This window comes from Psychrobacter sp. UBA6766, assembly GCF_002453355.1.
In the GTDB taxonomy this organism is placed as follows: Bacteria; Pseudomonadota; Gammaproteobacteria; order Pseudomonadales; family Moraxellaceae; genus Psychrobacter.
Genome location: NZ_DKGQ01000057.1, coordinates 74,537 through 95,350 on the forward strand (window position 1 = coordinate 74,537; position 20,814 = coordinate 95,350).

General features: G+C 42.6%; 19 protein-coding genes. 6 read left to right on the forward strand and 13 right to left on the reverse strand.

The annotated features are described in order from the left end of the window. Positions 1–109 precede the first annotated feature (109 nt). Entirely contained in the window at positions 110–2,356 is a 2,247-nt protein-coding gene (locus B4K26_RS12465; protein ID WP_296245848.1) for a lytic transglycosylase domain-containing protein, read from the reverse strand. Between the two features lie 417 nt (positions 2,357–2,773). Here B4K26_RS12465 and miaB point away from each other — a divergent pair, with 417 nt between their 5' ends. Beyond that, on the forward strand, positions 2,774–4,288 hold the full coding sequence (gene miaB / locus B4K26_RS12470) for a tRNA (N6-isopentenyl adenosine(37)-C2)-methylthiotransferase MiaB (protein ID WP_296245849.1): 1,515 nt from the start codon (positions 2,774–2,776) through the stop codon (positions 4,286–4,288). 91 nt (positions 4,289–4,379) lie between these two features. Here the strand turns inward: miaB and B4K26_RS12475 are convergent, their stop codons facing one another. The 6 genes from B4K26_RS12475 to B4K26_RS12500 all read right to left on the reverse strand — a co-directional run bounded on the left by B4K26_RS12475 (position 4,380) and on the right by B4K26_RS12500 (position 10,174). Further along, positions 4,380–4,616, reverse strand: coding sequence for a hypothetical protein (locus B4K26_RS12475; protein ID WP_296245915.1), 237 nt, complete (start codon positions 4,614–4,616; stop codon positions 4,380–4,382). A 48-nt stretch (positions 4,617–4,664) separates the two neighbouring features. Next, positions 4,665–5,879, reverse strand: a complete 1,215-nt coding sequence (locus B4K26_RS12480; RefSeq protein ID WP_296245850.1) for an RtcB family protein — start codon at positions 5,877–5,879, stop codon at positions 4,665–4,667. 795 nt (positions 5,880–6,674) lie between these two features. Continuing rightward, complete coding sequence (locus B4K26_RS12485) at positions 6,675–7,403, reverse strand: LysE family translocator (protein ID WP_296245851.1); 729 nt, start codon at positions 7,401–7,403, stop codon at positions 6,675–6,677. A 149-nt stretch (positions 7,404–7,552) separates the two neighbouring features. Continuing rightward, complete coding sequence (argE, locus tag B4K26_RS12490) at positions 7,553–8,803, reverse strand: acetylornithine deacetylase (RefSeq protein WP_296245852.1); 1,251 nt, start codon at positions 8,801–8,803, stop codon at positions 7,553–7,555. A gap of 104 nt (positions 8,804–8,907) precedes the next feature. Continuing rightward, positions 8,908–9,393 (reverse strand): nucleoside deaminase, encoded by a 486-nt coding sequence (locus tag B4K26_RS12495; protein WP_296245853.1) that lies wholly within the window; start codon positions 9,391–9,393, stop codon positions 8,908–8,910. A 127-nt stretch (positions 9,394–9,520) separates the two neighbouring features. Then, the gene (locus tag B4K26_RS12500; RefSeq protein WP_296245854.1) at positions 9,521–10,174 is read right to left on the reverse strand and encodes a UPF0149 family protein; all 654 of its coding nucleotides are present in this window, start codon (positions 10,172–10,174) and stop codon (positions 9,521–9,523) included. Between the two features lie 207 nt (positions 10,175–10,381). Here B4K26_RS12500 and B4K26_RS12505 point away from each other — a divergent pair, with 207 nt between their 5' ends. Together B4K26_RS12505 and B4K26_RS12510 are read left to right on the forward strand one after the other, a co-directional pair. After that, complete coding sequence (locus B4K26_RS12505; protein WP_296245855.1) at positions 10,382–10,822, forward strand: hypothetical protein; 441 nt, start codon at positions 10,382–10,384, stop codon at positions 10,820–10,822. Positions 10,823–10,961: 139 nt separating this feature from the next. Beyond that, on the forward strand, positions 10,962–11,411 hold the full coding sequence (locus B4K26_RS12510; protein WP_296245856.1) for a cell division protein ZapA: 450 nt from the start codon (positions 10,962–10,964) through the stop codon (positions 11,409–11,411). 114 nt (positions 11,412–11,525) lie between these two features. On the opposite strand, the gene B4K26_RS12515 is transcribed toward B4K26_RS12510, so the two are convergent. The 4 genes from B4K26_RS12515 to B4K26_RS12530 all read right to left on the reverse strand — a co-directional run bounded on the left by B4K26_RS12515 (position 11,526) and on the right by B4K26_RS12530 (position 15,709). Further along, entirely contained in the window at positions 11,526–11,816 is a 291-nt protein-coding gene (locus B4K26_RS12515; protein ID WP_296245857.1) for a hypothetical protein, read from the reverse strand. Positions 11,817–11,925: 109 nt separating this feature from the next. Next, on the reverse strand, positions 11,926–14,019 hold the full coding sequence (gene glyS, locus B4K26_RS12520) for a glycine--tRNA ligase subunit beta (protein ID WP_296245858.1): 2,094 nt from the start codon (positions 14,017–14,019) through the stop codon (positions 11,926–11,928). Positions 14,020–14,028: 9 nt separating this feature from the next. Continuing rightward, positions 14,029–15,003, reverse strand: coding sequence for a glycine--tRNA ligase subunit alpha (gene glyQ / locus B4K26_RS12525; RefSeq protein WP_296245913.1), 975 nt, complete (start codon positions 15,001–15,003; stop codon positions 14,029–14,031). A gap of 493 nt (positions 15,004–15,496) precedes the next feature. Continuing rightward, positions 15,497–15,709, reverse strand: a complete 213-nt coding sequence (locus B4K26_RS12530; protein ID WP_296245859.1) for a PspC domain-containing protein — start codon at positions 15,707–15,709, stop codon at positions 15,497–15,499. Between the two features lie 538 nt (positions 15,710–16,247). On the opposite strand from B4K26_RS12530, the gene nadR reads away from it, so the two are divergent. The 3 genes from nadR to B4K26_RS12545 all read left to right on the forward strand — a co-directional run bounded on the left by nadR (position 16,248) and on the right by B4K26_RS12545 (position 18,811). Continuing rightward, positions 16,248–17,288 carry a multifunctional transcriptional regulator/nicotinamide-nucleotide adenylyltransferase/ribosylnicotinamide kinase NadR gene (gene nadR / locus B4K26_RS12535; RefSeq protein WP_296245860.1) on the forward strand — a complete coding sequence of 347 codons (1,041 nt, stop codon included), beginning with the start codon at positions 16,248–16,250 and terminating at the stop codon, positions 17,286–17,288. A gap of 111 nt (positions 17,289–17,399) precedes the next feature. Next, entirely contained in the window at positions 17,400–18,158 is a 759-nt protein-coding gene (gene pnuC / locus B4K26_RS12540) for a nicotinamide riboside transporter PnuC (RefSeq protein ID WP_296245861.1), read from the forward strand. Between the two features lie 203 nt (positions 18,159–18,361). Then, a complete protein-coding gene (locus B4K26_RS12545; RefSeq protein ID WP_296245862.1) occupies positions 18,362–18,811 on the forward strand; it encodes a DUF962 domain-containing protein in 450 nt (149 codons plus the stop codon). A 131-nt stretch (positions 18,812–18,942) separates the two neighbouring features. Here B4K26_RS12545 and B4K26_RS12550 read toward each other — a convergent pair whose 3' ends face one another. Both B4K26_RS12550 and B4K26_RS12555 read right to left on the reverse strand, forming a co-directional pair. After that, the gene (locus B4K26_RS12550; protein WP_296245863.1) at positions 18,943–19,554 is read right to left on the reverse strand and encodes a nitroreductase family protein; all 612 of its coding nucleotides are present in this window, start codon (positions 19,552–19,554) and stop codon (positions 18,943–18,945) included. Between the two features lie 492 nt (positions 19,555–20,046). Beyond that, positions 20,047–20,784 carry a pirin family protein gene (locus B4K26_RS12555; protein ID WP_296245864.1) on the reverse strand — a complete coding sequence of 246 codons (738 nt, stop codon included), beginning with the start codon at positions 20,782–20,784 and terminating at the stop codon, positions 20,047–20,049. Positions 20,785–20,814 lie beyond the last annotated feature (30 nt).

A 20,814-nucleotide genomic window follows, 5' to 3' on the forward strand; every position in this document is an offset into this window, starting at 1 on the left:
GAGCATGAGAAGCCTATGCTAGTTTTAAAATAATGATGTCAAATGAGCGGTATAAAAAACCATTAACAGCTCATTGCTCCTAATGGTTTTCTAAGACAAAACGAAGCAATTAGAACGCGGTAGGAATGGTTCCCATGCGTTGACTAATAGGCTGACCACGGCCCAAAAGACTGCTATAAATCGTGGCGTTTTCCATCACGTGCTTGACGTAATTGCGCGTTTCAGGAAAGGCAATCGACTCGACATACTGGTCCGCTGGAAGTGAGCCATAAACAGGTTGCCAGCGCTTAGCATTGTTGGGACCAGCGTTGTAACCCGCCGTTGCCAAAACGGGTTGGCTGTTTAATTTACCAAAGATATCGCCCATATACCACGTACCATAACGAATATTGGTATCACCAGTATTGGCGCGGCTGGCGCTATACGTCTCGCCTAAGTTCCGCGCAATATATTTTGCCGTATCAGGCATGACTTGCATAAGCCCACTGGCCCCAACATTTGAGCGCGCTGACGCCACAAAACGACTTTCCTGACGCATAATGCCGTAGGCCCACGCAGGATCGATACCCGCCGACTGACTATGGCGCACGACCGCCGATTGGTGTGGCATCGGATGTGATAGAGCCAAGTTATTTACCGTATCAGTATTATCAATGGCATAAATTGCTCGATCGAGCCAACCGATGTCATACGCTTGACGCGCCGCCGCAATAATCAAACTATTATCGCGATTGTCACGTGCTTTTTTTACCGCCCAATTCCACTCACGGTTGGCATAGGCGCGGCTGGCATCAGCGTTATATAGAGCAAACGCCCGTGCAAAGTGCGGGTTTTGCATCACGCGCGCACGGTCAGCGCTACTGACATTTGGCAAATTACTACCACCCAAACGGCTGGCATCGAAACGTTGGCCGACTTTATCCTTTGCCATCAATCCATAATAGTCATTACTCTTCGCTAAGTTTTGATACATCTTTTTAGCAGTATTGCGTTTGTTGGCATCGTTTGATTGCTCATAAGCTCGAGCCAGCCAATATTGCCACTGATTGGTTTTCTGCGTTTCAGCATCCATTTTTGAGATGGCTTCGATCACATCGTCCCAACGACTAAAGCGAATCGCAGCGATGGCATAATATTCGGCTTCTTCAAAGCTAAAATCATTATCCAAGCTATTACGGAACCAATCGACCGCTTCAACATTAAAGCCATCATCGGTATTGTGGTTCATACGCTGCACGCCAAGAATGCGATAAGCATAGCGGCGGGTGTCATCATTTAATAACTTCGCTGCGCGCTGATTGTCTTGTTTTACATCAAAATCTAGTTGTAGCGCTGCTTCACGGTAGGATTTTTCTGCTAAACGTCCCATGGCATACAAATACAGATATTGATTCATCTGGCTGTTTGGTTCGCGAGCAAAACGGCTAAAAAATGCTGAGGGATTGAGCTGAATTTCACTTAACGACGAGTAAGGAATCGGCGTTCCCAACTTTGAGGACAAGGCCATAATATCGCCTGTCTTACCTTTACGCAGCATACGTTTGAGGCGCGATACCCTATCTTGATTGCTAATCAGGGCATTATTATTCATCTCTAGCGCCAATTGATCGCACAGCGCTGGCTGCTTTTTGGTGGTCAGCCACACATCAGACTTGGCTGCCATCGCACGCATGCTATCGCCGCCGTTATTAAAGCCAAGCGCAACGGCACACTTCTCACTGTCATCCGCATTGGTAATCAAATTCGCCACTTGCCGAACGGCGGCATAATCATTTGAGCCAGCTTTGGTTTCTGCAAAATCAGCCGCCAGTTTTTCTGCCATTACCGTATCTGGGTATTGACGAACAAACTGCGATACCGCCGCTGGGCTTTGTGAATTTAGCTCTAAATTCATGCGCCAATAAGTCGGATACATGGCAAACAGACCGCCACTCATCGCCTGCTCATAGTTATAAAGCGCATTGACATCACCGCGATCTGCCGCAATTGCCGCCGCCGTAAATGAGCTTGCGCCACTATCTGCTTGAAAGCCCGTATTTGACTGATAACTATTATTTGGCTGTGAGCTTGGCGGTTGATAGCTGTCAGGCTGATAGCTCTGGGGTTGGTGGCTTTGTGGTTGATAGTTATCGGGTTGATAACTCTTTGGTTGATAGTTCCCTTCCGACGGATAACTACTCTCATTTCCCCAAGTGAGCTCGGCATAAGCTACTTGTGACAACCCTAGCGCTCCCATTGCTGCGGCTACACTCAACACACTGCTTTTTAGCGAGGTTCTTTTAAAAGGATTAGGCATATTATTTTGAAAATTGGCATCTTTATCCTTGATACCCTGAGCAACTTGCGGCTTTGTCATACGGACTCTCTTTCTAATAGGTCTAAATATTTGGCTAAATAAACAGTTTAAGTTTAAGTTTGAAATGGTATTTTTCATCCTGCTTAAAACGCTCACTTAAACAATAGTACGGATATGGTCATCTGCATCATACTATACTCGTTGCACATTCAACCATCAGCTTTACTTTTCGTTAATAAATTGGATAGCCATGCGTAACACAAAGGTGATATGGCGCTTTTACTAGACTTAATTGTGCTAAAGGCTCTTATTTGAATAATAGAAATAGATAAGCAATTGATACTATTATAAATAATCAAATGGCGTCAACAGCGTAAGCCCACGCTAACTTTTCACATTGGTGTCAGATTATGATAAAATACGCCACCGGTTAATCGCCTACCTCGCTATATTTTTAGTCAATCATGGACTTCGCTTATGAGTGTTACTGTATTTAATCCCCGCATCGATGACGCTGCTGTTGAGACAAGGGTTACTGCGCCTGCCGTTACGGCACTCGAAGCGTCAAACTCTGTTCAAGCATCTACCGCTCAAACGCCAGTCAGTGTCAATGGCAATAACACGCCAAAAAAAGTCTTTGTTACCACTCAGGGCTGTCAGATGAACGTCTATGATTCTGGCAAAATGCTTGATGTATTGGGTGATTCACACGGTATGGAAGTCACTCACAATATCGACGAAGCCGATGTGCTATTAATGAATACCTGCTCGATTCGCGAAAAAGCGCAGGAAAAGGTGTTTTCAGAATTGGGTCGCTGGCGCAAACTCAAAGAAAAGCGCCCTGACTTGGTTATCGGTGTTGGCGGCTGCGTGGCCTCGCAAGAAGGCGATAATATCCAAAAACGTGCGCCTTATGTCGATATGGTTTTTGGTCCACAAACCTTGCATCGCCTGCCAGAGCTTTATGACCAGTCGCATGAGCAGCGCTCTATCTCGCCTAAAAACCGTATTGGTACGGTGGATGTTTCCTTCCCCAGTATCGAAAAGTTTGATTTTTTACCAGAACCACGTGTTGAAGGCTATAAAGCCTTTGTCTCCATCATGGAAGGCTGCTCAAAATATTGCTCGTTTTGCGTCGTGCCCTATACTCGCGGGGAAGAATTATCGCGCCCGCTCGATGATGTCTTGGCAGAGATTGATAGCCTCGCCGCCCAAGGTGTTCGCGAAATCAACCTTCTCGGTCAAAATGTCAATGGCTATCGTGGCGAAAAAGACGACGGCAGTATTTGCCGTTTCGCCGAGCTCTTGCATTATGTGTCACACGTCGATGGCGTCGAGCGTATTCGCTATACCACCAGTCATCCGCTAGAGTTCACCGATGACATTATTGATGCTTATGCCAAGTTGCCAGAGCTGGTATCACACTTACATTTGCCTGTCCAAAGCGGCTCAAATGCTATCTTAGCGGCGATGAAACGCAACCATACCATCGATGTTTATATTAATCAGATTAATAAGCTCAAAGCCATTCGCCCTGATATTCATTTATCGAGTGATTTTATCATTGGCTTCCCTGGCGAGACTGATGAGGACTTCCAAGATACCTTAAACTTGGCAAAAGAATTAAACTTTGATCACTCTTATAGCTTTATCTACTCTAAGCGTCCGGGCACCCCGGCGGCAGAATTGCCTGACGATGTAAGCTTCGCAACCAAAAAAGCACGATTAGCAGAGTTCCAACAAGTGATTATCGACTCAACCCTTGCCAAAACCCATGAAATGGTTGGCACCACCACCCGCGTCTTGGTCGAGCAAATGGCCAATCGTCATCCCGATTGCTTAATCGGTACTGCGGATAATACTCGTACGGTGATGTTTCCTTTTGACGTTGATAAAATGGATGAGCTACTCGGTAAAATCGTCAGCGTACGTGTGACTGATTTTGTCAGTCCGCATATGGTAAAAGGCGAGCTGGTTGAAGTATTGGCTTAACCCTTTAGAAAAAACTGTATAAATAAAAAAGCCGCTCTTTATTTAAGTAGGGAGCGGCTTTTTTGTGCGTGAATGTTAAAATTTATTGTCTTTACTGCGATAACCAATCGGTCTTCCGCAATTGCTGCTTGGTTTCGCGTCGGCGTTTTTTGCGCACGATATCAATATCTTCTTTTTCATGAATACCGCCTTTTTTGAGCAGTGGATTTAGCGCCAGATAATTTCGCGGTTTTATAGCACCAAGTAAGTTTTGATTGGCTGTGGTACCTCGCTGTTCCAGCTGCTGTTCAATCTGCTTGGCCTTTTTTAAGGTTTGTTTTAAGCTCATATTGTTACCTATATTTTTAATATCTCTAAATCTGTTTTGCAAAACCAACTAACCCTTAATGCACATGACCTGTTTCAGCGTATGCACCACTTCAACTAAGTCGGTTTGGTTGGCCATCACTTCATCGATGTCTTTATAAGCGCCAGGTATCTCGTCGATGACGCCTTTGTCCTTACGGCACTCAACACCTTCGGTTTGCGCTTTTAGCTCATCAATGGTAAATGCCCGTATGGCTTTGCCTCGGCTCATTTGTCGCCCTGCGCCATGCGAGCACGAGCAAAACGATTCATCATTGCCAAGACCTCGGACGATAAAGGATTTTGCGCCCATAGAACCGGGAATAATCCCCAGCTCACCTTGGTAGGCACTGATAGCGCCTTTACGCGTGACATAGACTTGCTCACCAAAATGCATCTCTTCGTTGACGTAGTTATGATGGCAATTGATGGCTTCTTTGGTAAGCTGAAAACGTGGCAACCCCGCTTGTGATGACTGCATGGCTTTAATGACCAAACGCATCATCTCACGGCGGTTTTCTAGCGCATAATCCTGCGCCCAGTCCACCGCCTCAACATAATCAGCAAAACTATCAGAGCCTTCAGCAAAGTAAGACAAATCCCGATCTGGCACATGACCAAAGCGCGATTGACGCTCTTTTTTGGCAAGATTAATAAAGTACTGACCGATACAGTTGCCAATACCGCGACTGCCAGAATGCAGCATGACCCAGACATCATTGTTTTCATCCAAGCACAGCTCAATGAAATGATTGCCACCCCCCAATGTACCAAGTTGCTTTGCCCACGCGCGCTCAAAGCCTTTGAGCATCTTGAGTAAACCTGGATGCTTATCAGTAATCGGTTTTAGGCGTTTACCTAACGGATCAAGCGTTGAGTTTTTGGCTTGGATTTGTTTGTGCATATTAAAGCCAACTGGCACTTGCTGCTCGACTACTGAGCGCAATGCCCTTAAGCTATCAGGTAAATCGCTTGCCGTCAGAGATAGACGCACCGCGTTCATACCGCAGCCAATATCAACACCGACCGCAGCCGGAATGATGGCGGATTTGGTCGGAATCACACTCCCAACGGTAGCGCCTTTGCCAACGTGTACATCAGGCATCACCGCGATATGCGAATGTACAAACTCCAGCTGAGCCAAATTGCGTAATTGCTGCATCGCCTCTTGTTCAATATCTGATGTATAAATCTTGACCGGTACGCCAGATTTACGATTTTCATTTAATACTAATTGAATGCTCATAATGTATTATTTCCATTTTATTATTTTAATTACCATACAAAATATATTTTAATCTACCTATTTCTTTAACTTTATAATTTACTTATTGATTACCATTAAGTAAAACACTCAATAAGTCATTTTTTATAAAAAATAGACAATAAAATACTGTTTCTTTATTAATTAAAAAATCAATAAAAATGTATGATTAATTTATGATGGACGTTTTAAAAAGAAGTTTTACGCTACCAAAATATTCAGCTTAAAAATAGCCAGCTTAGATAGCCCACATATAAATAGTTATTTACTAAATAATAGCGTGAGCTTAGCGAGAATATTGATGATAATAGTAAGGTAAAATTTTGAATAAACAGCTAACAGCAAACGCGAAAATGCCGAGCACGATTACGAGCTATATTGACATAGCGTACTTAGAAGAGGGATAGAGTGAGTAGATACAGAGGGCTATGCGTTGATATCAATAAACAAGATATCACTCATAGCTTATATATAAATTCAGCCAAACCTCTTCGAAGTCGTCATTGCTGTCATGCAATTTATACGTTCAATCTTTGAAAACGTCTTAATGTTTAAATAGGACACGATGATTCCTCCGTAGGTTGTGGCCAATGTCAGAGCGACAATAGCAGATTAATTAGGATGATATAGCACCTATGAAAGATAAGCGCTATAAATCAATGGGATAATAATAACGATTTAAAAAATAAAGTCAATAATTAATTTAATTATATAAAAATTTTCTAGAAAACGTATCGCTTATTAAAAAATCACGTTAAATATAAACCTGATTAATTCCTAAGCCAAAAAACCATTTAACACCTCAGCCAATAATGCCGCGGCAATTAAAATAAATATAACCCCGCAGCTACGATTAAGCCATGCCAAACGCTCACCAACATCGAGCCAACCCGCCAACTTTTTACCGCCAATGGTATAAATCAGTTGCCAAATCGTCTCGCTCAAAAACAGCCCACAAGTCAGCATAATATACTGCGGCCATAACGGCGCGCTAAAATTGATAAATTTGGGGAAAAAGGCGGCAAAAAACAATATCGCTTTTGGGTTGGACAGTGATACCCACATGCCCGTTCGAAACAATAACCAATCGCTAGGCGGCGTTTTGACAGCAGCGCTCGAAAGCGAGCGTGGCATAGGCTTATCTGCCATTTCTGTAGTCGCAGTCAGCTCTTTATGAACTTCTGTACTCAGCTCGCTGGCATCACTCATCAAGCTGCTACTGGCACTATCGCGCCACGATGCAACACCCAAATAAATAAGGTAAATCGCACCAACGGTTTTAATCACTGTCAATAACCATGGTGATTGACGGCTGATAACATCAAGTCCAAGTAGCGTTGACAGCAGCAAAATAAACAACCCAAGGCTTAAACCTGCTAGCGTCCACAAGGTACGCTTGACGCCGTAATTAAGGCCGTACTGAAAGGCCAGTAGCATGTTTGGACCAGGGGTCGCTGAGATAAAAAACGTACTTGCAAAAAATACCGCAAACAGATGCCAAGACATCAACGAACCCCTACTTTTTTATAAAAATTTAAATAATGCGTGCACCATGTTGAAAAGCATACGCCATGTTGAAAAAATAAACACCGCCATAAAGACGGTGTATGTCATGCGCATCTATATTGCAATAGAATTGCTTGTTGACTATTTTATCAATTAATGGCACAGCTGTTTAGCAGCTTTTGTAAAAACTCATCACAACGTGCCATTTCACTTAGCGCGACATATTCATCGGCTTTATGCGCCTGCTCAATACTACCAGGACCGCAAATAATCGTTGGGATGCCGCTATTGGTAAACTGCCCGCCTTCGGTGGCATAAGCGACTTTATGGCGTTTATCGTCGCCCGTTAGTGCCGCTATTAACGCTTGTAGCTCAGCGCTGTCGTTATCGGTCATCGCTGGTACACTTTCTTCTTGTAGCAGCTCAATGCCGGTATCGGCAGCGCGTGCTTGCATTTGTGCGTTTAGCTCTGCAACTTTTGCCGCAATTGGTGCGAGGATATCGTCTTGCGTCATATGCGGTAGATTACGATAATCAAAGGTAAATTCACACAGATTAGGGACGATATTGGTCGCGGTGCCGCCTTGTATGGTGCCAACAGACAATGTCGAATAAGGCACATCAAACATGGCGTCGTTATCGTCGCGCTGGCTGATTTCTTCTGCTAAAGTATCAACATAACCAATCAAACGACTGGCATAGCTAATAGCGTTAACACCTTGAGCAGTCAATGATGAATGCGCGGACTTGCCATGGACGCGGCAACGATAAACCGCGATGCCTTTATGTGCCACCACCATCGCCATATTAGTCGGCTCGCCAACGATACAGTAATCAGGGGTAATATTACGCGCTTTTAAATCCGCTAATAGTAGCGGTGCGCCCAAGCAGCCCACTTCTTCATCAAACGACAATGCCAAATGTAATGGGCGACGCAATTGACCTGCGTTAGATAGCTTTACTGCTTGCGGCAATAGTGTCAACGCACAAGCAATAAAACCTTTCATATCGCAAGCACCGCGACCGTAAAGCTTATCGCCGCGAATGGTCGCGGTAAACGGCTCAGACGTCCAGTCTTGGCCATCGACAGGCACGACATCGGTATGACCAGATAGCACCAGACCTTTATTTACCTCATCAGCATTTTTCCCTGCTGGTACCGTGACAAATAAATTGGCTTTATTTCTCTCTTTATTAAAGGTTAAATCTACCGTAAGTCCTAATTGCTCACAGTACGCTTGTACGTCTTCAATCAACGCCAAATTTGAATGGCGACTGACCGTATCAAATGCAATTAATCTTGTCAGCCAATCAATACTGTCTTTTGGATAATTGCCAATAGAATAATGAGTATTGGGCGTTTCTCGTTCTGCAACGTTATCGTAATTTTTTAGCGTCATAAGACTTCCTTATCGTACTAAGATAAAAAGGCACAGCTTTTTTAATAAGCGTAATAATGAAGACACGCCCTAGCCTTTTTAAGCAGATTTTTTATTTAAGTTTTTTACTTATTTTTTTGAAATGAACGCTGCTGTAGGGCTCTGATTTCTTCATCTAAACCCGCAATCGGACCTTCGACTGGTACATTAGGAGCAACTTCTCGAATACTTAATGAATTGATGGGCGATGTCGATGTTACGCCCATCTCATCCATCCACTCGCCTAACTGTTTTGATGAGCTGATATAAACAATACGACCAAGTCCTGCCCACGCATGGGCCGCTGAACACATGGCGCAATGCTCACCTGAGGTATAAACCACCGCTTTTGCCCGCGCATCTGCTGTCATATTTTCTGCCGCCCATTTAGCGACGGCAATTTCAGGATGGTAAGTCGCATCGACCGAATTGGCACGATTACGATCTTCGCGTAGTACTTGTCCATCAGCATCAACCAACACACTACCAAACGGCTCATCACCTGCTTCTAAAGCTTCAGTAGCGAGCTCCACGCAGCGGCGCAAATAGATCATCTCATTATCCGTTGTCATCACAATCTCCTTTCTATTTTATCTAATAGCCAAGCGCAATTTTTCTGACGCTTATTTTATGACACTCTTTTTATGACGCCCAGCTATCGATCCTACTTATCCTACCATATTACTTATGAGGACTTATTTATGACGGACGGTTTTGATTCATTACATCAACAACTGGCGGCATCGGTTTTGGCAATTTGCCTTCTGCCTGTAGCTCTTTGGTGGTTTTAGCATCGATGGCCAGTCCAGCAATCAAGGCGATATCTTTAACAGGCTTGCGTTTTCGGGTAGCAAAGCTTACTGGAACCATGCGCGCAAACTCAAAAATATGCAGATAAGACTCTTCACCACCGTCAAAATCTTCATCATCTTCTAAACGAATCGCGCCAATTTTTGCCAAATCTGACAGCATCTCGTTTTCTTCAGCACTTAGACCACAATCGGTAATACCAAAACCAGTCATAAAGCCATTTGCCCACTGTTTCAGCGCCATCACGCGCTCGTATAGGTCATGTTCGTCATCTGGCACAAGCGGCATATACGAATAAGCATCGTCTTTGTCTTTTAGCTGAAAAACAGTATCTTCAGCCTCTTCTGCAAGTAAAGTTAATGCCTCATCAGGCAATGGTGCAAAACTCAACTCTTCAAACACCTTTGCCCATACTGGCTCATCGGGCGCATTACAAGCAGTCATCAGCCCCGTCATCAAGCCGTGTACCTCGCTGATAGACACGTCATTCCAGTCATCAAATGCCGTCAGCCACGTATTCCAGCCAGAGATATTGTCATTCATAATAGATGTCCTAGTGATTGATTAATAGTAGTAAATAAAAATAGACGCCGTTCGCTGTCATCGATCGAACGGCAAGTGATAAAAGCGGTGAAACAAAGCGCCATACAATTACTTTGTTGATATAGATATTATGCGGTCACCTATGGCATTATTAAACGCAGAGAACAAAATTCATTCACGCTTACTTGTTAAGGATAATAACTGACTATGTATGACCAACTTAGAATATTAGAAAAAATGGTACTCGACATTAAAAAACAGTATCAGCTTGTCAGTGCTGAACTTAGCAGCCTCAAACAACAACCAGTGACTGACCCAAAAGAGCTTACCGCTCTCAAGACTCAGCTCGATAGTAGCTATTCAGAGCGCGACGGTGCCAAAAAACAATTAAATGATCTCGATAAACGCTATCAAAGCCTTGCCGAAGCACATCATATGATTGGTGAAGAACAAGACAAATTAAACAAGCAAATTGAGCAATTACAGCACCAAAACCATGCGCTGCAGCAGCGTAATAACGAATTAAAGCAGCAATATAGCGAGATTAAACAGCAAAACAGTGACTTGAGAAGGAAAAACGAGCTGGCGGCTGAGCGTACGCAAGTGGTCTTACAGCGTTTGACACGTATTGATCAAGCAGAAGGTTAAGCAGCCATTGTTAACTGCGCTTAACTTAACTATTTTTTTGATTAATTCTTGCTCATTACGCCCTCAATTTTATAACTACCATATTTATAGCAATTGTATTTAATCATTCACTTTAATGACACATATTGTAGGATTTATCATGACCGATGACCGCACCAACCCTGTAGACAGTGAACTCCAAAGCAATCAATCAAAAAACACTCAAGTACAAAAATCTATGCCAAATAATAACTCAAACATTACTGCAAACAACAGCGCCGCTAGACTCACTGCTAAATCTGAAAGTGCTCCAGAACCGCAAATCAAAAAGGTCGATGTGGCAATTGCAGGCGTGACATATCCTATTTTCTGCCCAGTCCATGAGCAAGAAGAGCTCCACGCAGCAGTTTCCTATATCAACGACTTTGCTCTAAAGTTAAGAAAAGATGCACCAAGTCTTAGCCAAGAAAACTTACTGGTATTATCCTGCTTAAATTTATATGAAAAAATTCAAACTCATAAAAGAAACGAAGAAGATCGTCTACAACAAAGCAAACAATCTGAAGCCCTACTAAACAAAATTATGAAAGATGCGCATTCTATTTTATAGACTGACATCTATGTTAAATTAATACTGCTATCATGAAAAAATAAGCGCCTAACTCTCTAAAGCCAAGCGCTTTTTTAAATGTAAATAACAGCTTATCGACTTATAATTTATAAGTTAGGCATCTGCTTGATAAGTCTTACCAGCATGAAAATCTGCTTGATGCTCATAATTACAAAAAAATAGTTCTTTATTCGCTGCTGTTAAACTTTCTTCTTCAGAAACTGGCTGAGTCTCTAACACGCCGCGATATTCAGCCAAGTGATGACCGCAAAAATCACACTGACGCGGTGTGGTCACATCGCCTTTTTTTGGCATCATGCTTTTTGGTGCTCGCGGGTACATAAACTTATAAAAGCCCCACATCACCGCCCAAATAATAAGAATTACAATGATAACAGCAGCCATGGCAGCATTCCTTTTGATATAAGTTAACGCTATGAGTCATAAAAAACTGGCTATATGAAGCCAGTTCTCATGATATAGAATACCTGATGCAAACAACAGAATGATTGAACTATAACTGTAGCTCGCTGATATCAGCCACGGTTAAGAATAAGGCGCGAACTTGTTTAAGAAGGGCTAAGCGATTGTTCTTTAGCACTGCATCTTCACTATTTACCATCACATCAGCGAAAAATTCTGACAAAGGCGCATCTAAACTGACCAGCGTTTGCAAGACTTGCGTATAGTCGGCCGTTTCAAGCAAAGGTTTTACTGCTGTTTGCGCTTGCTGCACGGCTTGATATAACGCTTGCTCAGCAGGTTCAGATAATAACGCTTCATCGACAGTGTCCGCGACGCCTACTTCTGATTTGGCTAAAATATTGGCAACGCGTTTATTTGAGTCAGCAAGTTTCTCGGCTTGAGGCAGATCGCTAAAGGTTTGTACTGCGCGAATACGCTGATCAAAATCAAGCGGCATGTGCGGATTAATTGCTTGCACTGCCTGAATGGTATCGACGCTAACGCCCTGCTCGGTATACATCGCCCGATAGCGTGAGTTTAAAAACGCCATCACTTGGGTAAAGGTATCCCCCATCTTGGCAATCTTGCTACCATCGCTAGTACTATAACCTTTAATCGCTCTCTCAATGAGAGCCACCAAATTAATCGGTAATTGTTTTTCAATCAAAATACGCAAAATACCAATGGCTGAACGACGTAAGCTAAATGGGTCTTTTGACCCTGTCGGTGCTTGATCAATGGCAAAAATACCAACCAGCGTATCTAAGCGGTCAGCCAATGCTAAGCAAATACCAATCGGCGTTTTTGGTAACACATCGCCACTGAACTTGGGCAGATACTGCTCTTCCAAACTTGCGGCGACTGTTTCTGGCTCATCATTCAAGCGCGCATAATATGTCCCTGCGATACCTTGCAATTCAGGAAATTCGCCAACGAGTGAACTCGCCAAATCTGCTTTCGATAAAATAGCCGCTCGAACCGTTTCGTCAATATTAATATCGTGCCCTTGCTCTTGCATTAACGTGGCAATAAAAGCAGCAAGCTTGGCAATACGTTCAGACTTCTCCCAAATCGTACCGAGTTTATCTTGGAACACGCGAGTTTTTAGGCTTTCGGTCAAAGCAAATAGCGGCTGCTTTTGGTCTTGCAAGAAGAAAAACTCCGCATCAGCCAAACGTGGACGGACGACTTTCTCATTACCCTCAATGATTTGGTTCGGGTCTTTAGATTCAATATTGGTAATAAAAATAAAATACGGTTGCAGTTTACCTGCTTTATCAGTCAAGCAAAAATACTTTTGATCCGCTTGCATGGTTGAGATAAGCGCTTCTTGCGGCACTTGTAAAAAGCGCGGCTCAAAGTTTGCTCGCAGCGCAATCGGGAAATCAACCAACGCCGTCACTTCATCTAATAAATCTTGCGGAACGATAGCATCAGCATTAACCTCATCAGCAAGCGCTTTAACTTGGTTATTGATGAACGTTTGACGCTTATCAAAATCTGCCACGACTTTTAAACCATCAAGCAATTGCTCATAATTATTAGCGTGCGCAATCTCATAATAATCAGGACTATGGAAGCGATGACCACGCGTTTGATTGCCAGTTTGATGACCTTGGATAGTCGCATCAATAATGGCATCATCTTGCATTAATATTGTCCACTGAACTGGACGTACGAACTCATCTCTTGATGCACCAGAACGCATCCGTTTGGCTATTGGTAAATTATCCAGCGCGGTCTGGAAAATAGCTGGCAGTAGCTCAGTAGTCGCTCGACCATGAATGACTTGCTCATACCCAACATAGTCACCTTTATCGGTGTTAATCGTTATCAGCTCACTGGCGTCGATACCCAAACCCTTGGCAAAACCCATCGCTGCGCGGGTCGGATTGCCATCGGCATCAAACGCCGCTTTAATAGCAGGGCCACGTTTTTGCTCGCTACGGTCAGGCTGCTTGTCGCTAATACCCTGAATTTGAATAGCTAAACGACGCGGCGCGGCAAAGGCTTTAATACTATCGAAGCTGATCTCTGCTTCATTTAACTGCTCGGTGACATTGGTTTGAAGTGAATCACGTAAAGGTTTTAGACTTTTTGGAGGTAATTCTTCACACCCCAGTTCAAATAAAATAGTACTCATGGGATGCTCCTATTTATTGTTATTCGTAGTTTGATTGACATCTGTGTTTTCAGTTGCCAATTCTTCTTTTGGCAAATACTTATCGAGCGCTGCCTGACGATGCGCCTCATCGGCTAATGGGAATCCTAATTTGGCGCGTGCTTCGACGTAACCAAAAGCGACTTTACGAGCCAGTGTTCGTACGCGTAAGATAAAACGTTGACGTTCAGTCACCGAAATCGCCCCGCGAGCATCAAGCAGGTTAAAGGCATGTGACGCTTTTAGTACCATCTCGTAGGCTGGTAATGGCAACCCTTCAGCCACCAATTTATCCGCTTGCTGCTCATAAAAATCAAACATCTGACCCATCATTGGCACATCTGCGTGCTCAAAGTTATAGGTCGATTGCTCAACTTCGTTTTGATGGAAAACATCGCCATAAGTCACGCGACCAAATTCCCCATCTGCCCAGACCAAATCATAAACGCTATCGACGCCTTGAACATACATCGCCAAGCGCTCAAGACCGTAAGTAATCTCACCCGTCACGGGGAAACACTCGATACCGCCAACTTGCTGGAAATAGGTAAACTGAGTGACTTCCATCCCGTTGAGCCAAATCTCCCAACCAAGTCCCCACGCACCCAGCGTTGGCGACTCCCAGTTGTCCTCAACAAAACGAACATCATGCACCAAAGGATCGATTCCAATCGCTCTTAATGAGTCCAAATATAGTTCCTGAATATTCGGTGGATTTGGCTTTAAAACCACTTGAAATTGATAATAGTGTTGCAAGCGGTTTGGGTTATCACCATAGCGGCCATCAGTCGGACGGCGTGATGGCTGAACATAAGCGGCATTCCAGCGCTCAGGACCTAACGAGCGCAAAAATGTCGCGGTATGAAACGTTCCTGCGCCGACTTCCATATCATAAGGCTGCAAGATAACGCAGCCCTTATCAGCCCAGTAATTTTGTAAGGTTAGGATTAAATCTTGAAACGTCATCGGCTGACGGTCTTTTTCTTGTATCATCGAAGTTGTCGCTTGGGAGGTCATAGTTTGGATTTTCATCGTTTGGGGCATCATCATAAAGCCACTGTGGAATGAGTATTACTGAATAAAAGTTAATAGCGCTCGTGCCGCCTATTTGGCAACGACTCTATTTGCTTGCTCACCTTACTAAAAATTGACTGTTTTATCTATATTTACTGCAACTAATTTTAGTTCAGCCAGTCAAATATAGAGCCATGCGCCTTATCTAACATTAAATTCTACGCATAACTGTTATTAAAGCCACAGATAAAAAAATACCCAAATGCGTGAGCATTCGGGCAGGAGGAAAAGTGTGTCGCGAGCATCCTGATGAGTCAGGCTTTTTGTTTTTACTTGGGCTCTTATTTTTTTATTGGCCTTATTTTTTCGTTGTTAAAATTTTTTTGTTAAAATTTTATGACTTCTATTTAAAAGCTTTGCTTATATGATTACTGGGTTTATACAGTTATTGATAAGACTGATCGGTTGCTTTTGGCATAATAATCCACAAAATAATGTAAATTAAAATACCGGGAACTGCGGCACTTAATGTTGAAACCACAACAAATAACAATCTAACCCAAGTTGGTGACCAACCCGCATATTCTGCGATACCACCCATCACACCTGCAATCATGCGATTATTTCTTGAGCGATGTAATTTTGCTAACTTAGCCAAACCAAATACCCCTTTTCTTATTTATAGTTATTTTGAATTTATTATTTAACATTATTTTTATGAGTCGTTTTAAAAACATACTTGTCCTAAAACAGCAAAGCTCTCTGGACTTACGAATAAGTATAGCAACTATTGACTTTTTATCTGTTGATGATATAGACGTGCTTTGTGAGTTTATGCTACTCAAGCTTGCTCTAATCTCTCGTAAACCTTCGTAAGTTCCTGATTTTAAATAATTATTTCAAAATGTTTCGGAATTAGTTTTGTTTCTCCTACCTTACAACTTTTGTTACAACTTCACTTTCTATCAATTCATATTGGTTTAATTATCCTTGTAAATTTAATGTTAAAAACCAGAAGTTATTTTGATTAATTATAAATAAGTGAACCGCATTATATTAAATCTCATAGAAAACGTGCTAAACCAACGTGCATTTACAATAACCTACCTGTAAATTTGATTAAACCTTTATACCATGCTGATAAACAACGAAAACAACGACTTCGATGAATCAATTTTAGAATGGTAAGGATAACTATGTACGAGTCAGGCTTGATGATTGGATATTTTGAACCGCTACATTTAGGACAAATGCGCAGTATATTAGACGCAGCAGGACAAGCAAAAACCCTTCATATTGTGGTTACGGCGCACCCTACTCCGCATCCAAACTTTACCATTACCTTACAAGATAAAGCGCGTTGGCTACAGATGGCGTGTGCGGATTTGCCCTTTATCCATATTTATACCACTGATGAGATTGAGCTGCCGCTGCATGAGAATTTTGCTGACGTCACTATTGACATTGCGGCTAGTAATGCCAAATTGCAACGCTTAATAGAAGCGTTAGCGCTGCCAGCAGAAACGGTATTGTTCGTCGCAGAAAACCATCCATTAGCGCAGTCGGACATTTCTGGACAGTTAGTCATGCCAGTCGTCACGACGCCATTGCAATCTGAATTTGATTCTTATGCGATTGCGCGTGATCCAGTTGCGCATTGGCCGGCGCTGCATCCACAAGTGCGCAGTGACTATACCAAGACGGTGGCGATTGTTGGCGGGGAAAGCTCTGGAAAAACGACGTTGGTGCATAAACTTGCCAACTACTATGGTGCCAGCTTTGCGCTTGAGATGGGACGGCTGTACGTTGGCACGGATTTGGGCGGTAGTGAGATTGGTCTACAGTACAGCGATTATGGTCCCATTGCCCTCAATCATGCTCAAGCCATCCGCAAAGCGACTGCTATGGCAACGGCGCCTGTGACAATTATTGATACAGATTTTGTCACTACCCAAGCTTTCTGTGAAGAGTACGAAGGTCAAACTCACCCATTTGTAGCGGCATGTATCGATGAGTTTCGCTTAGACCATACTATTATGCTCGATAATAACACGCCATGGATCGATGATGGCATGCGCTCACTGGGCACGCCTGAAGCAAGAGGCCGCTTTGAGCAGCGTTTATTGGATATTTTTGCTCGTCATGATATTAAGCCCCATACAATTGACAAACCTGATTATGATGCTCGTTATCAGCAAGCCCTGCTACTGATAGATAAATACGTTTATGGGAAGTAACAGCTGTGCTAAATAAGCGTTATGCCCAGAAATAACAAAAACAAGATAAGTAGTATATTAAAAAATAAGAAAAATTGATGATCGCTTTCATACTTTGAGGAAAAAGAGTTTATGCGTATTAAACTTCTAGATAATATTACCGGAAAATGGGCGCTACAATGGATTGTCCTATGGTTTATTTGCGGCGTCATTGCTTTATCAGCAGGCTTTTGGCTGACCACCGAACACAATACTCTCGATTGGTTTTACCTCGTGGTCTCTTTTATCGGTTTAGTTTGCGTGGTGTCATTATCGTTCCGCAAAAATCTCTTGGGCAATGGCTTTGGGATGGCGGCAACTGCTGGGGAGTTTGTCGTCCAAGCAACTTCAGGCGCAGTCGGCTTGATGCTCGCACCGTTATTTAATTTCTTTAGTCATGTTTATGGCATTTTTTACTGGTCAAAGCACACCGATGCGGATGGCGACATGGTACCTAAATCTGCCAATCGCTGGATTTGGCTGCTAACCATTGCCTTTATTGTGATTGGTTTAGCGCTGTTTCCTACGGTAAATGACTTACTTGCCAGCTATGGTTATGCTGTTGTTGAAGATGATAACAGTAAATTCTTAGGTTTTATCTCTTTCTTTTGGATTAACGTTATCGCTTTTGTACTGTCTATCACCGCACAAGCAGCAATGATTTTACGATATTCATTTAACTGGTGGTTATGGATTTTATCCAACTTCGTTTGGCTGACCGTCAATCTCATGTCGGGCAATTATATCTTTGCTATTCAAACCATGGTCTACCAAGTCAACTCATTTGTCGGACTATATGAGTGGTATCGCAGCGAACAAGACGCCGTGGAATCAACCAAGCCGGCTCATTAATGGCCAGTCTTAGTAAGCGATAAAAAGTTAGAAAACAGTCAGATTGGGCGAAAGAGATGGTGTGATTTGACTGTACGGTTTACTAGATAAAATGGCGGATGGTGGCAATTAATGCTACAACTGGTATTGATAAGTAGATTTTGGCATGTATTTAATGCTGTTTATCTACGATCAGCCATTTATTTGCTAACAAGGAGGTTAGTATGTCTCGTACTCGTCAAGGCCGTATGTCTAAACGCACACTTGAGCAATGGCTCAGTGAGTATTCTGTTAGTCATCAAAACCTAGTCAATAAAAAAATCCATTGGCTGTGTGTCCCGACCATTTTTGTCAGCTTGTTGGGCATGGGTATGTCGCTATCAGTATGGTTTACCTTGGTGCTAAGCGCTCTGGTATTATTATTCTATATGCGTTTATCGACACCGCTATTTTTAGCAATGGGCATGTTTATTCTCATTTGCTTATCAGTGATGGCGTTATTACCGTGGGGCTTTAAGGTTTGGGCAGCAATCTTCGTAGTTGCTTGGATTGGACAGTTTATTGGCCATAAAATTGAAGGCAAAAAACCGTCTTTCTTTGAAGATTTACAGTTTTTGTTAATTGGTCCAGCTTGGGTGGCCAATAGCTTGATGGGCCGTAAAAAGGCTGAATAAGGACTATTTAATACTGCCATTCTATTTTACATCATCATTTAACATTGTCATCTAATACAGAAAAAAGCACCACCCGGCAATTACTGGGGTGGTACTTTTTTATTTGCTCACTGTTTTCTTTCAAGAATAGTTTACTTACCAAATACTTTCATACGTTCTTCAATAGGCTTAAACTCTTTGTCACCCGCTGGCTGCTCAATAGCACCGAATACCAGTTGAGCATTCAATTCCCAATGCTCGTCGATATTCCATTCGTCAGCCACTTTTTTATCAATGATAGGATTGTAATGCTGTAAATTGGCGCCGATATTAATACTTGCCAATGCTACCCAAATGGCATATTGGTGCATGGCATTGGTTTGATGCGCCCAAATTGGGAATTTATCCGCGTATAAAGGTGCAGCGGCCTGCATGTCTCTTACAACGCTATGGTCTTCAAAGAATAAAATGGTACCAGCGCCCGCTTTAAAGCCAGCAATTTTTTGCTTGGTTGAAGCAAATTGCTCTTCACTGTCTACGAGAGCACGCAACGTATCTTCGGTAAGTTGCCAAAGCTTGTTATGAGCATCGCCAAATAGGACAACGATACGTGTCGACTGCGAATTAAATGACGATGGCGTATGTAATAGTGCATGCTCAACCAGCTTGACGATATCATCATTTGATACTGGCAATTGATCGCTCAATGCATAGATAGAACGACGCTTTTCTGCCGCTTGCTCTAGTGTTTTTAGGTCTGACATAAATTTCTCCGTATTATTGATTTGGAATTAATTGAAGTTAATGATAAGCAAGATTCATAGGCAATAAAAAATAACCATACTTTTAACGAATTTGTTTCATTGTAAGGAAAACCAGCGTTAATACCTATTTTCTTTTTGTAAATTAATCTTCACAAATAATGCCGAGAGAGTAGGTAAATTAAACAAATCAACCTCTAAAATCTTTTGGTAGTTCCGGTTCTGATAGACGCTCCATGTTTGATTCAACATTACCAAACTGCTCATAACCGTTGTTTCAGTCGATAACAGACTGATTAATCTCTTCTTTATAGTCATTGTCCGCGACAAAATTCTATCATAGTCAGATTTGGTTATTTAACGACTCACTTTTTACTATCTGATACTGGATCTAATGTTTTGCCTTACGCTACTTTTACCTCCATACCTTCTTAAGCCCTTCTTAATTTAAGCATTTTTAACTTAAATGACTTTAACTTAAATACTTTTATAAGTTTAATGCCAATGAGCATTAAAAGCGCATTGAGGCATTGGGACTTCCATTAGCAATACTTTGGCATCATCAATGACATCCATCGTAAAATTCTTAGTATCCGAGACACCTAGACCATCGCGGGTAGCCAAAATGTTGTCATTTACGACGACTTTACCGCCGATGATAAAGAGATAGACGCCATTGTTAGCGTTTTTGAGCTCATACGTCTCAGTCAAGCCTTTATCAAAATTGCCCATACTGAACCAGGCATCCTGATGAATCCACACGCCAGCGTCATCAGCACTGGGTGACAAAACTTGGTTAAATTTATTCGGCTCTAGGAGATCGTCCATACGGATTTGCTGATAACGAGGCTCAACATTCATTTTGTTTGGTATGACCCAAATCTGTAAAAACTTCACCGCTTCGTTATCGTCAGCGTTCATTTCACTGTGCGTGATACCCGTTCCTGCCGACATGACTTGAATTTCACCAGTTTCGATGATGCCATTATTACCGATATTATCGCCGTGACCGAGCTTGCCTGATAAAGGGATACTGATAATTTCCATATCGCGATGTGAGTGACTACCAAAGCCTTGACCAGCGATTACGAAGTCATCGTTGATAACGCGTAACGCGCCAAAGCCCATACGTTCTGGATTATGATAGTTGGCAAAACTGAAGGTATGCTTGCTTTTAAGCCAGCCATGGTTGGCGTCACCACGAGAATCTGCTGCATGATAGATGGTTTTCACGATTTATCCTTATATATCAGCATTTTAAAC